We start from the raw sequence: 14,279 nt of genomic DNA, 5'->3' as shown, positions 1-14,279 counted from the left end.
CGGTTGACAGCGTCCATAAGACAGCAGGTAAATTTCGATAGAAGCTGGGAGGATATTGATGATGCGAAAATGGACTGTGGCAGCGGCAGGGCTGCTGCTCGCCGGAACGCTTGGAAGCGTCTGGACAGGCTCGCCCGCGTGGGCGCAAACATCCGGTCCGAACGCAAGTTATTCGAGCCCGGGCTCGGACTTTTATTTGACGAATCCGGTACCGCTCGCCAAGCCGGCATGGACGGCGGCGCTCGACGCGCCGAAGAGCTCGTCCGCCTCGAATCCTTCCGCAGTCACCGCGGGACAGGGGCGCGTCTACTATGTTGCTGGCGGCAAGCTGACCGCAAAGGCGGCGACCACCGGGAAGACGCTGTGGACATTCGGGACGGGGCTTGGCGATGCCGCCATCGCGGATGCAAACGGAACAACGCTATACGTTGGCGCCAAAGACGGCTCCATCTATCAGGTCGATTCGGCCTCAGGCAAGGGGGAGCGCATCTACCGGGCTCCGTCAGGACAGACGCCGTCGATATCCGTAGACAACGCAACCTTGTACGTCTTTGCCGGCGAATCGCTCATCTCGGTCGATCTTCCCACAGGCAAGGAGCAATGGCGGAATCAAGACGTCAGGACCTTGCCACGACTCGTCGGCGGCATGCTGCTTGCAGGGGCCGTAGAATCGGGCGCGATTACCGTCTATACGACTTACGCGATTGATCCTGCCACGGGCAAGACGCTTTGGCGGCTGTCCGGCGACCATTCGGGGCTTCTCAAAGCCGAAGGGGATAAGCTGTACTTCCAGGACCAATGGCCGAATGTTGATTTGGTAGAGACTTCGGCGACCATTGACGAGGTAGACTTGAAGACCGGCAAGATTACGGCAAGCAAGAAGTTCGTCGCTAAAACGGCTGACGGCGGTCCGGTCTATCCCCCGTCCAAAGTGGTGATGGACGGCAATGACGTCTATGCAGCCGTTACCGGGGAGGGCGTCTACCGCTTCCATTATGACGCCGATCCCGCCGTCGTGAAGCCGGAACTGATTGCAGATCGGGGGGAGTTTATCGCTGGCCCTTATAATGGCAAGCTGTTTTTCCTGAATGACGACAACCGCGGGATTCATGCGCGCAAAGTCGTTGATCGCTCGCAGGTGTATTATAACGGCCTCGACAATCCGGCCACCCGCGTCGATATGATCGAATCCGGCCTGTACGTCGGCCAGAGTGACGGTACCGTCTACGCGCTGAATGTCTCGACGGGCAAGGCAGTGCTCCGCGCACAGACGGCGGCGCGCAGTTACGGTGCGTTTCAGGTGGAGAGCGGCATGCTGCTTGTCCAGGCGGAAGGCCAGCTGTATGCGTATCCGCTGCCTTCCGACTTGACGAAGTCCATATCTGTGGGCAGCGCGGCGGGCGCGTTCGCCAAGTCGGATGCCAAGGTCACGTTGGATGGGAAGGCGCTCACGCTCCCGGCCGGGGCCGGCGTCATGACGACGGACAACCGGATGTTCATCCCTTTCCGTTCGCTGACGGAAGCGCTCGGAGCCAAGGTCGCCTACGACGCGCAAACGAAGCGGACGACCGTGACCTACGGAACGCGCGTCTTCTCGATCGCGGACGGCTCTCCCTTCGCTCTTATAGAAGGGAAGCAGGCCGCGCTGACGTATTCGCCGGCGACGCTGAACGGTTCGCTTTACGTGCCGATCAAGGATTTTGGCGATCTGCTGGGCGTATCCGTGAAATGGAACGGCGGCACGCGTACGGTGGAGGTCTCCAAGCAGGCAACCGCGGCGAAATAGGGAGGGAGTCCAACCCTCGTCTTATCGTTTCTGCCAATCCAGAATCCTGCACACCCCGGAATGAGAGAAACCCTGTTCCTTTGAAAAGGGACAGGGTTTCTCTGGTTCATCTGAAGAGCAGTCTTGCTGCTCATTTTTGCTCTCGTCAATCATTCCGCATGAGCGGTCATTACTCTTCCACACCGTAGATTTTCCAGCCGTCCTGCGTTTTACGCAGGCAGTAGGTTGCGTCTCCTGCCATGGTCGTTGTCGTGACATTTTTCCCTTGGGTTATTTTCACTTCGACTTCCCCGCCCGTGATGCTCACGGCTGCAAAGCGGTCAGACTTCGAAAGCACTTCACCTTTCATTTCCCCAACCATATTGTACTCGATTTTCATGCCGCCCTCTTGGTACGACTGGATCAAATCGATGGAAAATAACTGGGCGTCTCTGGCGAAGCCGACGTTATGTTTAGGGATGCTGGTTTTGAGCTGATCGAACGAACCGCTTTCCAGCGCCTCGTATTGCTCCTGGTTGGATTGCTTGATCAGATCAATCAGCGTGTCGTCATCGGGCAGCTGGCCGGATTCCTTATGGAAAGCGCGATTCAATAAGGCCACGGCTTCTGCGCGGGTCGCTGTTTTTTGAGGACGAAAGGTTCCGTCTTGATAACCGCCGGCAATGCCGGCTTTGCTTAATTTCTCGATATCTTCTTTGGCCCAATGTTGGCCGATATCTTTAAAGTCCGCCGCTGTACCGTTAAAATCGATGGTTTCGCTGAAAAATCTGGACAAGATCGCACTAATCTCCGCTCTGGAAATCTTCTGGTTTGGCGCAAAATGAGCGGCATCGATGCCGTTGACAAGGCCCAGCGCCTTAGCTTCATTGACGACGGCATAGAACCAGTCACCCGGCTTCACATCGGCGTATGTATTGCGGTTAGCGTCTTGCTCCACGGAAGGGCTGGCCGCTCTCAGCAAAATGGCAACAAATTCGGCTCTTGTGATATTGGCATCCGGCTTGACGTAGATGTCGTCGTTTTCCTGATAGCCTTTAATAATGTCAGCTTGAATGAAATCCTCCAGTACATCCGCAGCCCAGTGTCCATCTACGTCAGCAGGATAAAACCGGTCCAGATCGTATTCCTCCGACTCGGCGGCAAACGCCGATTGGAATGAAATGCTCATCATGACGATGGCAAATAAAGAAGCAAGCCATTTTTTCAAAATCATGTTCCCCCTAAGATGTTGTAATTGGTTATGGCCTAATCCATCGTATTCAAAACCTATATTATCAACAACAAGTAAATAATGGGATTTGGGAAAGGAGAAAGTCAGCTTATTAACGAAGTAATCCTGTAGTGCGATACATTACATATGCCTCTCATTATATGATATGATCATATTGCTGAAAATGTTTGGCGCCAATTTGGCTAAAAGGAATGGTGGGAATATTGGCAAAGCTCAGAGATATCGCAGAGCGGGTAGGGGTATCCATCTCAACGGTTTCACGTGCGATCAGCAACGATAAGAACCGTCCTGTGAATGAAGAAACGAAGCAAAAAGTACTCGATGCGGCGACCGAGCTCGGTTACCGAATCCATACCAAACATCAACATCTCGATCACCATAGCGGTACGACAATGAAACAAATCGCCTGTATCGTTCCGCAGCAGCTGATGGATGACCATCCTTACTTTTCCCAGGTACTAGCGGGGTTCCATGATCAAATGAACGAGCTGGGACTGCCGCAGGCCATCGTGCGCACTTCGGATGAAGTCAGCGGCACCGACGGGATCAAAGCCCTAATCAATGAGACGGGCGTTCAAGGGGTGGTGACCATCAGCTGGTATGATCCGGAACTGATCGAGTTTCTGGAGCAAAAGAAAATTCCCGTTATCGGGGTCAGCTTGAATGATGAAAAACTGGCCATTCCTGTCGTGGACTGCGATCGGATGTTCTCCGCGCGGACGGCGGTCGGCCATTTAATAGATCAGGGGCATACGCGGATCGGCTTTATCGGCGGTCCTGCGCATTCCAAAAGAAGCATGGACAGCGATGAACGGTTCGTCGGGTATAAATTTGCCATGCTCGAAAAAAACTTTGCTTTGCCCGAGGAATGGATCATCAATACGGAATGGAACGTCAATAACAGCTACAGCATGCTGTCGGACAAGTTGTCCAAGCATCCGAAATCCGAATGGCCGACGGCGTTCTTTTGCGCGAGCGACATGCTGGCCATTCCTGCGATGAGAGCCGTAGTGGAAAAGGACGGACGCATTCCACAGGATATCGCTTTTGTCGGCATGGACGACATTCTGGTTGCCCAATATACGAGCCCGCCGCTGACTTCCGTGCATGTGCCTAAATATGAAATCGGAAAGGTGGCGGCCCGGTTCATGTCCAATTTTTTGGAGGGGCATTATCCGTCTCTACCCAAAATTTTGCTGCCATGCAGCCTGGTCGTGAGGGAATCCTCGGCATTCGAACGAAGCACGAAAGACATGTAACATGAAGCGTATTCCCATCCTTACCGCCTTGACCTAAGCCTGATGTCTCCAAAGACGTCAGGCTTTTTTATATGCACTGCAAAGGCGTTTATGTATATTTGCGCCAAAATTATTCCAAAAATAACGATTGACAATCCAAATATACCTCGTTTATTATGATAAAAATGCAATTTGGTTGGATGCTTATCCAAAAATGTGTGAAATGTTCACCTCACCATATCATCCGCATTTTTATTTTTTAAGCAAAATGATAGCGATTTCATTGCTGCAATATCGCAAATAATGCTGTACTCCTCGTTTGTCTATTGATCTACTCCGCCGTGAGGTTTTCCCGAAAACCAATATCCAAATTTACATCCAAATTTTATTGCGTTGAATTCATGATTCACCAACGAAAGCCGATATATAATGCCCGAAAGATTTTAGGCTGATAACACATTTCATAGAAATATAACTTCAGAGATTGGAAAGGTAGGAGACTTACATGAAAAAAATGTCTGCTGTTTTAATCGGAGCGGGAGACAGAGGAGCGCGCGCCTATGCCCCGTTTGCGGTTGCGAATCCGCATGAGCTAGACATCGTCGCCGTAGCAGATCCGAATGCGGAACGCCGGCAGAAGATCATGGCGCAGCATCATATTTCGGATGAGAACGGCTTTGAAACATGGGAACAGCTGCTGGATGGTACCCGAAGAGCCGATATTGCCATCATTTGCACCATGGATCGCATGCATTTCGAACCGACGATCACGGCACTGCGGTCAGGTTACCATGTATTGCTGGAGAAACCGATGTCCCCCGACCCGTATGAATGCATCGAAATGGAGAGAACGGCCCGGGAGCAGAACAGGCTGCTGACGATTTGTCACGTGCTCCGGTACACCGATTTTTGGTCTGCGGTGAAGAAAATGATCGAAGACGGGGCAATCGGGGATCTGGTGTCAGTGCAGCTGAACGAAAACGTGGAAGTCATGCACATGTCGCACAGCTTTGTCCGCGGAAACTGGAAGAACAAAGAGGCATCGAGCCCGATGATTCTGCAAAAATCCTGCCACGATATGGATATCCTCTCCTGGATTGTCGATAAGCCATGCCTGCGGGTCAGCTCTTACGGTTCGCTGATGCATTTTAACGAGCGCAACGCTCCGGAAGGAGCGCCGGCACGCTGCTTGGACGGATGCCCCGTCGAGAACGAATGCCCGTTCCATGCCGGGAAGTATTACTTGGGCGAAGGCAAAGGCTGGGCGAAGAAATTTACCGAGGATCATACGAACGAGGGAATCATTGCCGCGCTGCAAACGACCGATTATGGGAAATGCGTCTACCGCTCGGATAATAACGTGGTCGATCATCAGGTCGTGAACATGGAGTTTGAAGGCGGAGCCACGGCGACCTTCAGCATGTGCGGCTTTACGAGAGAGCAGACCCGGATCGTTCAGATCATGGGAACGAAGGGCGAGATTCGCGGGAATATGGAAGACAACAGCCTCTCCCTCTTCAGCTTCCAGACCAAGCATGAAACCATCGTCAACCTCAGCGAGCCGGTGGGCGGCCACGGCGGCGGGGATACGAAAATCGTCCGGAGCTTTCTGGATGAAGTCAGACATTATGACGAAGGCAGCTCGAGCCTGTCGTCTGCGAGTGTATCCCTGCGCAGTCACCTGATGGCCTTCGCAGCGGAGGAGTCCCGTCTGCAGAAGGGCAAGTCGATTGAGCTGGATGATTTTTATAATGAGATCGCTTTTTCACGCGCCAAATAAATAAAGGGGGAACAGGATCATGAGCAGCTTGGACTTTTCGATTCAAGGCAGCCAGTTTGTGCTTAACGGCGAGCCCATTCAAGTGATTTCCGGAGCCATGCACTATTTTCGGGTGGTGCCGGAGTATTGGGAGGATCGCCTCCTGAAATTGAAGGCTTGCGGTTTTAATACCGTCGAAACGTACGTTCCTTGGAATTTGCATGAGCCGTCGGAGGGAGAATTTTGTTTTGAGGGAATCGCCGACGTGGAACGGTTCATCTCACTTGCCGACAAGGTCGGCCTGATGGTGATCATCCGCCCCAGCCCGTACATATGCGCGGAATGGGAGTTCGGCGGACTTCCCGCGTGGCTGCTTCAGGACCGGAATGTCAGGCTCCGCTGCTATGATCCTCATTTCCTGCAAAAGGTGGACGCCTATTACGATCAGCTCATTCCGAGATTGGTTCCGCATTTATGTACGAACGAGGGTCCGATCATTGCGATGCAAATCGAAAATGAATACGGGAGCTACGGGAATGACCAGAAATATTTGCAGTATTTACGGGATGGCCTGATCCGCAGAAACGTCGACTGCCTGCTCTTTACCTCCGACGGACCATCGGATTCGATGCTTCAAGGCGGCATGACGGAAGGCGTGTTCGCGACGGTGAACTTTGGTTCGGGCGTGCAGCCGCATTTCGACAAGCTGGAAGAGTACCAGCCGGGTCAGCCCGTCATGTGCATGGAGTTCTGGAACGGATGGTTCGACCATTGGGGCGAAGAACACCATACGAGAGATGCCGGGGATGTAGCGGGCACGCTGGAGCAAATGCTGCAGCGAAACGCCTCCGTCAACTTCTATATGTTCCATGGAGGCACGAATTTCGGCTTCTATAACGGGGCCAACCACGGCGAGAAGTATGAGCCTACGATCACGAGCTATGATTACGATGTTTTGCTGAACGAGCATGGCGTCCCGACGGACAAATTTTATGCCGTAAGAGAGGTTCTCGAGAAATACCTGCCGCTAGCGCCGCTGGCTCTGCCGGAGCCCATTCCTGTGAAGGCGTTCGGTGAAGTGAAGTTCACGGAATGCGCGCCTCTTCTCGGCTCCTTGACAGCGCTGTCATCTCCGGTCCAGCGGTCTTGTCCGGAAACGATGGAAGCCTTGGGGCAGGATTACGGATTTATATACTACGAGACGACGATCACCGGGCCAAGAAATGATTGCAGGCTCGTGCTGCAGGATGTGCATGACCGCGCGCTGGTTTTTGTGGATGAGCAATATATCGGGACGGTGGAACGCTGGAGCCCGGCAGACCTGATGATCGACATTCCGGAGCAGGGCGCGAAGCTGGGGATTCTGGTTGAGAATATGGGACGGGTCAACTACGGTCCGCTCTTAAAAGATTTGAAAGGCATTACGGAGGGCGTTCGTTTGAATGGACAGTTTTTGTTCCATTGGACAATCTACCCGCTGCCTATGAAGGACTTGTCCGGCCTGTCATTTCAGGCTCTGGAACAAGCGTGCGAAACGCCTGCCTTTTATAAAGGCGTGTTCCGGATCGATCAGCCTGCGGATACATTTTTGCAATGCAGCGGTTGGAAGAAGGGCGTCGCCTATGTGAACGGTCACAATATCGGAAGGTATTGGGAAATCGGACCGCAAGAAACATTGTATGTCCCTGCCCCGTTCCTGCGAGCCGGCGAGAATGAAATCATCCTCTTCGAGCTTCACGGTACCGACCATGCCAGCATGGTTTTGACCGATACGCCGAAACTGGACAAGGGAAGCAGCGCCGAGTAGAAACCGATCATGAGACGATGTAAAGGGAAGTGAAAGAGAAGATGAGCGTAGTAAAACCGATGGACTCGAAAACGCTGGCCAATCGTCCGCTTCGGCCGAAAGCCTCCAAGGGAAAAAACGGGCTTTTGAAACGAATGTGGACCGAGCGTTATCTTTACTTGTTATTGCTGCCCGGCCTCGCTTTTTTTATCATTTATCGTTACGTCCCGATGGCCGGAAATATTATTGCCTTTCAGGATTACAGCCCCTTCCAAGGCTTTTTGCACAGCGATTGGGTCGGATTGAAGCATTTTAAAACGATATTCGAGGATCGTGAAGTCGTTCGGGTATTGTGGAACACGTTATATCTGTCTTTTCTGCAAATTCTGTTCGCCTTTCCGGTTTCGATCATTCTGGCACTCATGCTGAATGAAGTGCGCAGCAGCCTGTACAAGCGGGTGATCCAGTCGATCGTGTATCTGCCGCATTTCTTGTCCTGGGTTATCATCATCGGCATTTCGACGGTTCTGCTGAAATCGAACGGCATCATCAACAAGCTGCTCGGAGCCGTGTTTCATATGCAGCCCATCGCGTTCCTGCAGGACCCGCACTGGTTCATGCCGCTCGTGGTGCTGGAGGTCATATGGAAGGAATCGGGCTGGGGAACGATTATTTTCCTGGCGGCTCTGTCGGGCATCAATCCGAGTTTATACGAAGCCGCGGCGGTGGACGGGGCAAGCCGTTTGAGACAAATCTGGCATATCACGCTGCCTGCCCTCAAAAGCACGATTTTCATCCTGTTAATTCTGCGGCTTGGAAGCGTGCTGGATGTGGGCTTCGAACAAATTTACCTCATGCTGACTCCGTTCACGATGGAAGTGGGCAATGTTCTGGACACCTTCGTTTACTTCAAAGGGATTCAAGATTCCGACTTTAGCTTTGCCACGGCCGTAGGCTTGTTCAAATCGGTTGTGGGATTAATCCTGATCGTTGGAGCGAACCGGCTGTCGAAGCGGTTTGGCGGTGGCGGAATCTACTAGAAGAAAGGGTGAGAACTTGTGCTCCACAATAGCAAAAGGGATAAAGTGCTGGATATCGTCAATTTCCTTCTTCTTGCACTCATTGCGTTAACGATGCTGTTTCCATTCTATTATATGTTCGTTGTGTCTTTCGCCACGTACGATGATTTCGTCAAATCGGAGATCCTTCTCTGGCCCAAGACGTGGGTGCTCGACGCATACCAGTATATTATCGGCTCCAAGGAGTTCGTTCGATCGGTCGGGGTGACTATCTACGTGACGGTCGTGGGCACGGTGGTCAGCTTGCTGCTGACGGCCATGATGGCTTATGCGCTATCCCGTAAAATTTTGGGCCAAAAAGTGTTCATGTTCATGGTGCTGTTCACGTTCGTGTTCAGCGCGGGCATGATTCCGTCCTACATGATCGTCCAGGCCACCGGTTTGATGGACTCGTTGTGGGCTCTGATTATTCCGGGTGCCATCAGCTCCTTCAACATGATCGTCATGAAGGAATTTTTCGCCAATGTGCCATATGACTTAACGGAAGCGGCCATTATCGACGGCGCCAACGATCTGCACATTTTTGCGAGAATCATACTCCCGTTATCCAAACCCGCATTAGCCGCATTCGGTTTGTTTTATGCCGTAGGCTTGTGGAACTCTTATTTCACCTCGCTGCTTTACCTGAATAATCCGGCAAAATGGACCGTCCAGGTCATTCTGAGGCAGATGATCATCCTGAACCAGGGGAGTCTGGTGGATGCGGGCGCCCAAGCGGGGTTCACGAACCCGCCGCCTGCCGAAACCATCGGGATGGCTGCCGTCCTCGTCGCCACGATTCCGATCCTGATCGTCTATCCGTTTCTGCAAAAGCACTTTGCCAAGGGAGTGATGCTCGGTTCCGTAAAAGAATAATGCTCGAAGTACCTCGGCATAACCAGGTTGGAGGATTTGTAAAAAAATCTAAGGGGGAAATGAAAGTATGAAAAAGGTGATTTCGCTTTCTTTATCGGCAGTTCTTTTGGTGGGAGCGCTCAGCGCTTGCGGATCCAAGAGCGGAGATACGGCTTCAGGGGGAGATCAGGGTTCATCGTCCGCATCGGATAAGGCCATGTCCATTACCTGGTTCGACGGAACATGGTCCACGCCGGTTCCGGAACCGAATGGCGAAGCCGTCAAAAAAATCAACGAGAAGTTCAACATTACGTTCCAGCCGCAATATATTCCGTTCGACTTATACGACGACAAGCTTACCGTCAAAATGGCTTCAGGCGATATTCCGGATGTCATCGGCACGGAAGGCGCGGATGCCAACTATGTGAAGTGGGCGAAGCAGGGCGCATTCCTGCCGCTGAACGATTTCGTGAACGACTATGATACCTTCAAGGCGATTCCGCAATCCGTATGGGATGCGGTCAGCGTGGATGGCAAAATCTACGGCATTCCGCTCTATTTCCCTGCAAGCGGAGGGAAGAAGCCGGTGATCCGGAAGGACTGGCTGGACAAGCTGGGCCTGAAAGTGCCGACCAATTTCGAGGAGCTCAAAGAGGTTGCGACCGCGTTCGCGACCAAAGATCCGGATGGAAACGGCAAGAACGATACCGTCGGCTTGGGTCTGGCGAAGAACATTACGTATGACCCGTCCTTCGGTGCCTACTGGGCCAACACATGGTATCACCAAAATAGCGATGGACAGCTGATTCCGGGTCAAATTTCGGAAGGCAGCAAGGAAAAAGTGACAGCGCTGAACGAGCTGTATAAGGCCGGCGCCATCGACAAGGACTGGGCAACCAAGCCGTATAATGATGTGTTCAAGGATTTCAACGCCGGCAAAGTCGGCATTTGGTATGAGCAAGTCGGGGTCAACAAGGGCGCTCAGCCAAGCAACCTCGACATTCCGACGCTGAAGAAGAACGTGCCTGGCGCCGAAGTGGTTTCCATTCCTGCATTTACGGCTCCGGACAGAACGAAAGGGTATGTCAGCGGCTCGGGCTATTACCGTATCTGGATGCTGAGCTCCGCTCTGAAGAAGGACGACGCCAAAGTGAAGAAAATTCTTGAAATGATTAACTACATGGAGCAATACGTGCCGGCCAAGGATCAAAATCCGAGCAACGAATATTTTGACTGGACGTACGGCGGCGAAGGCAAAGGCTACAACATGGTCGACGGCGTGCCGGAGCAATCGGACGATTTCAGTAAATACGCTCCGCTGGCTTATTTCAACGAAAAATTGGGCGGCTGGATTGAAGGCGACAAATCGATGAAAGACTATGAAGTCCAATCCAAAACGCCGGAATCCAAAGCATTCAACAAAGAGATGGTAGACATGCTGCAGCATTCGGATTTGTATGTCAGCCCGGTTGGGCGTATCCACTCTTCGGTGCTCGACAGCAAAATGCCTTCGCTCAATGAATTCGCGAACAATGAATTGACCAAAATGATCGTGGGCCAGCGGCCGGTTTCCGATTGGGATAAATACGTCTCCGAGTACATGGCCAAAGGCGGCAAACAGGTCGTCGACGACGTCAACAACCTGATCAAGGAAGCGAGCATCCAGGGCGAATGGACCAAAGCTCAGCAGTAAGCGTAATTTAGAGCCTATCAAAAAGCCGATTGGGAAACCAATCGGCTTTTACTTATTCCTTATTTTCCTGATAGCTAAGGATTTCCTTTACCACATTTTTCGCCATCGCGACCTTCTGCGCATTCTGCTGGCTCAGCATGTAGTTGATCTCCTGAATGTCTGCTTTGGACCTTTCTCCATTGTCCTGATGCGGCTGCGTAAAGAGCTGCGAAATGTCTACCTCTAATGCTTCGGCGATTTTGGCGAGATTCAATAAAGCGACGTTCTTCTCGCCGCGTTCGATCTGTCCGATATATGAAAAATGAAAGCCGCCTTTTTCGCCGAGGGCTTCCTGCGTTAATCCTTTGTCTTTCCTCAGCTCGCGAATGCGCGCGCCTACCCGCAGCAGTATGTCCTGTTCCGTCATCCCTTCCACACCTCTCTACTAAAAAGTGTAGATAAAATCCGCTGCCCTATACATGGCTAAATAAATATCATAAATAATATTTATGACTATCATTTTGTTGTATAATGATATCAATCAGTATGTCCACGATAAGCAAAAAGATAACGGCATCCGATCCGTCGTGCCATATACCTGAATGGGAGCTGAAGCAGGTGAATCAATCCAACCCCATCGATATGTACATAGCAGAAAAGATGAAGATGTCAGAAAATCAGGGACACGGACGCTTCATGTCCAGAAGTATCCGAAAGCTGCTGCGTCTGTCCGAAACTTATATGAAGTGCGCCCGCCGGTTTATGCGTCCGGCCTCGGCACATATATGCGTCATCCTATGTGACCGCGCGCTGGAATGCATGCTCAAAGCCATCTATATGAAACAGCATCATGGAAATCTGCCTCCGCCTACCCTGACGTTTCTAGACGTAATCCAGCTCGCCGGCGATGACCCCGTGCAGGAACTGGAGCTCGCGATGTTCGTACATGCCATTCATTTTTTGGCTGGCTGCGAGGATGCTGCCCTTCTACAGCAGGTGAACCTGCCGCAAATGCAACAGCTGGTACAGAAGGTGGAGGATACGCTGGGGCGGTTATCGGAACGGGTTTGATGATCAGCTTGAGCGGACATCCGATCAAAGCACCTAGGCAACAATAGATAAGCATGGATGGTTCCGCCCATGAAAAAGGACCCGCGCTACGCGGGTCCTGTCAACGTTATTAATAGAAATTAATTCTTTCGAGACGGAAAATCGTTTCTTTATAAGGAACCGAGTAATTCAAATCCATGGAAATGGTCGCGAAGGCGTCAAAGCCTTTCACTGGAAGCGAGTATTTTAGCGATGCGACAAGTTCCAGTTTATACGGGTCCTCGATTTTCAGGTCGCTTAAGCTCGCTTTCTGAACAACGTTATTCCATTTGGTCAGCGTGTCCTGTTTATTGGCATCGCGCAAGCCTTGGATCGTTTTATGTGCGGTTTCTTTGGCATAGCTGGTGCCGCCCCAGAACGTGTCGAATTCCAATTTGTCGACGACTGAAGCTGTGATGATAGCATCAATATCGGAATAATCTCCCGTCGCGACCGCTTTGGCGTAAGCTTTGATGGTTTTCAGGGCTTGGGCTTTATTGTCTTCAGCCGCCTTTTTCATGTCCGCGGATTTGGACAGTTCTTTCGAAAAGCCGCTTGAAGCAGACGTCGAAGGCGTCGTCGCCGGAGGCGTGCTTGGCTTCCCGGAAGCCGTATCGGATGGCTGCGTCGACACATTATCGGAGTTATCCTTGTACGGAATGCCTGCATTGGCATCGGAAACACCGGAGGTGATGGCCACGACCTGGCGTCCCGCGTCCCACTGCACCGATCCGCCCAGCGCTTCCGCAACCACCTTGGCCGGCACATAGCTGTTGCCGTTGTAAACGATCGGATAGGTTGCGTTCGCGCCGCTGCCGAGGTTCACGTTTTTGCCGTCGACTTCGATGCGGATGCCGGCATTCTGGTAAGCTTCAATTTTCTTCAGCGTGGAGCCGGCGTAGGCGACGGCACCGACAGTCGTGCATAGCAAGGCTACGGATGTGGCTGCAAGAATCTTACGTGATAAAAGCTTCTTCATTACTCAACTCTCCTTAAAATTATGTATGTCGAGACAATATTTTGAAATTCGCTGCCTCAATTTAGTATATTAGCACGATAATGTATATTTAGGAATGAATCCACTCGAAATAGTTAGGGAAATGTCGAAATTGCGCAAATAGGAACCGTGATTCGCGGGAATCGGCCGGTAATGACACGCCGGTTTGTCATGGTACAATAGAGAGGAATTCTACGTAGTTATGGGAGGGAACCTCATGAACATTCATCTGGGCGAATTTGAAGTACATTCCGGAGAGCTGGTCGTGGCCGATCCTTGTTATGAGTTGAACCGGGATACGATCATTATGGGCGTGCTGGACAACGCATTGAACGGAACGTGGACGGGGCAGGTCGACAAGACCGAGGTCCGGGATTGGGGCGTGGCCTGTGCCAAGCTCGCTGCCTATCACAGTTCGGTCGCAGACCAAGCGGAGTTTCTGGAGTGGGTAAAATGCTCGTTTATCGTTGGGGTGGACAGCGGACAAGCCGGCATTTTCGACGTGGAAAAATATCGGGTGCCGGATGCGGATGCACAGCCCGGAGATACGGATAGCGAGTGGTATTACGCCTGCTGCGACATCACGGAAAGTGGGGAGGAAGCGGGCGTATTGGACGGCGGCGTCGTCTCGCGTACGGGTATGGGCGACGGGACCTACGGAGTGTATATGTCAACAAACGGACAAGGGCAGGTCGTGGCGGTCAAAATCGTCTTCATCAAAACGCCCGAAAATTAAATTTGCATTCGTCACATCCCGGCGGAACAATCCGTGCTATAATAGTCTACGCATTGAACTACACGGAAAAAG

At 51.9% G+C, this 14,279-nt stretch carries 12 protein-coding genes; 9 read left to right on the top strand and 3 right to left on the bottom strand.

Annotated features, from left to right (window positions below; translation table 11 throughout):
* The first annotated feature begins 61 nt into the window (after positions 1 to 61).
* A complete protein-coding gene (locus tag PCH05_RS20910; RefSeq protein ID WP_164766743.1) occupies positions 62 to 1,786 on the top strand; it encodes a stalk domain-containing protein in 1,725 nt (574 codons plus the stop codon).
* Between the two features lie 169 nt (positions 1,787 to 1,955).
* Here the strand turns inward: PCH05_RS20910 and PCH05_RS20905 are convergent, their stop codons facing one another.
* Positions 1,956 to 2,993: an S-layer homology domain-containing protein gene (locus PCH05_RS20905; RefSeq protein WP_164766742.1), complete on the bottom strand. Its 1,038-nt coding sequence runs from the start codon at positions 2,991 to 2,993 to the stop codon at positions 1,956 to 1,958.
* Positions 2,994 to 3,220: 227 nt separating this feature from the next.
* Between PCH05_RS20905 and PCH05_RS20900 the strand changes: the two genes are divergently transcribed.
* From PCH05_RS20900 to PCH05_RS20875, 6 genes are all read left to right on the top strand, one after another.
* The gene (locus PCH05_RS20900; protein ID WP_127605486.1) at positions 3,221 to 4,276 is read left to right on the top strand and encodes a LacI family DNA-binding transcriptional regulator; all 1,056 of its coding nucleotides are present in this window, start codon (positions 3,221 to 3,223) and stop codon (positions 4,274 to 4,276) included.
* Positions 4,277 to 4,760: 484 nt separating this feature from the next.
* Complete coding sequence (locus PCH05_RS20895) at positions 4,761 to 6,035, top strand: Gfo/Idh/MocA family protein (protein ID WP_127605484.1); 1,275 nt, start codon at positions 4,761 to 4,763, stop codon at positions 6,033 to 6,035.
* A gap of 19 nt (positions 6,036 to 6,054) precedes the next feature.
* Positions 6,055 to 7,821 carry a glycoside hydrolase family 35 protein gene (locus tag PCH05_RS20890; protein WP_127605482.1) on the top strand — a complete coding sequence of 589 codons (1,767 nt, stop codon included), beginning with the start codon at positions 6,055 to 6,057 and terminating at the stop codon, positions 7,819 to 7,821.
* Between the two features lie 134 nt (positions 7,822 to 7,955).
* Positions 7,956 to 8,840 (top strand): ABC transporter permease, encoded by an 885-nt coding sequence (locus tag PCH05_RS20885; RefSeq protein ID WP_246049834.1) that lies wholly within the window; start codon positions 7,956 to 7,958, stop codon positions 8,838 to 8,840.
* An 18-nt stretch (positions 8,841 to 8,858) separates the two neighbouring features.
* Positions 8,859 to 9,734: a carbohydrate ABC transporter permease gene (locus PCH05_RS20880; protein WP_246049827.1), complete on the top strand. Its 876-nt coding sequence runs from the start codon at positions 8,859 to 8,861 to the stop codon at positions 9,732 to 9,734.
* 67 nt (positions 9,735 to 9,801) lie between these two features.
* A complete protein-coding gene (locus PCH05_RS20875; protein ID WP_127605480.1) occupies positions 9,802 to 11,406 on the top strand; it encodes an extracellular solute-binding protein in 1,605 nt (534 codons plus the stop codon).
* A 52-nt stretch (positions 11,407 to 11,458) separates the two neighbouring features.
* On the opposite strand, the gene PCH05_RS20870 is transcribed toward PCH05_RS20875, so the two are convergent.
* Positions 11,459 to 11,812 (bottom strand): helix-turn-helix domain-containing protein, encoded by a 354-nt coding sequence (locus tag PCH05_RS20870; protein ID WP_127605478.1) that lies wholly within the window; start codon positions 11,810 to 11,812, stop codon positions 11,459 to 11,461.
* A gap of 239 nt (positions 11,813 to 12,051) precedes the next feature.
* Between PCH05_RS20870 and PCH05_RS20865 the strand changes: the two genes are divergently transcribed.
* Complete coding sequence (locus PCH05_RS20865; protein ID WP_127605476.1) at positions 12,052 to 12,456, top strand: hypothetical protein; 405 nt, start codon at positions 12,052 to 12,054, stop codon at positions 12,454 to 12,456.
* A gap of 109 nt (positions 12,457 to 12,565) precedes the next feature.
* On the opposite strand, the gene PCH05_RS20860 is transcribed toward PCH05_RS20865, so the two are convergent.
* Complete coding sequence (locus tag PCH05_RS20860) at positions 12,566 to 13,453, bottom strand: stalk domain-containing protein (protein ID WP_127605474.1); 888 nt, start codon at positions 13,451 to 13,453, stop codon at positions 12,566 to 12,568.
* Between the two features lie 235 nt (positions 13,454 to 13,688).
* Between PCH05_RS20860 and PCH05_RS20855 the strand changes: the two genes are divergently transcribed.
* Positions 13,689 to 14,207 carry a DUF4241 domain-containing protein gene (locus tag PCH05_RS20855; protein WP_127605472.1) on the top strand — a complete coding sequence of 173 codons (519 nt, stop codon included), beginning with the start codon at positions 13,689 to 13,691 and terminating at the stop codon, positions 14,205 to 14,207.
* Positions 14,208 to 14,279: the final 72 nt, after the last annotated feature.

Origin of the sequence: Paenibacillus chibensis (genome assembly GCF_004001045.1) — a bacterium.
In the GTDB taxonomy this organism is placed as follows: domain Bacteria; phylum Bacillota; class Bacilli; order Paenibacillales; family Paenibacillaceae; genus Paenibacillus_AQ; species Paenibacillus_AQ chibensis.
The sequence above is the reverse complement of the archived record's forward strand: the minus strand, read 5'-3'. Positions and strand labels throughout refer to the sequence as shown.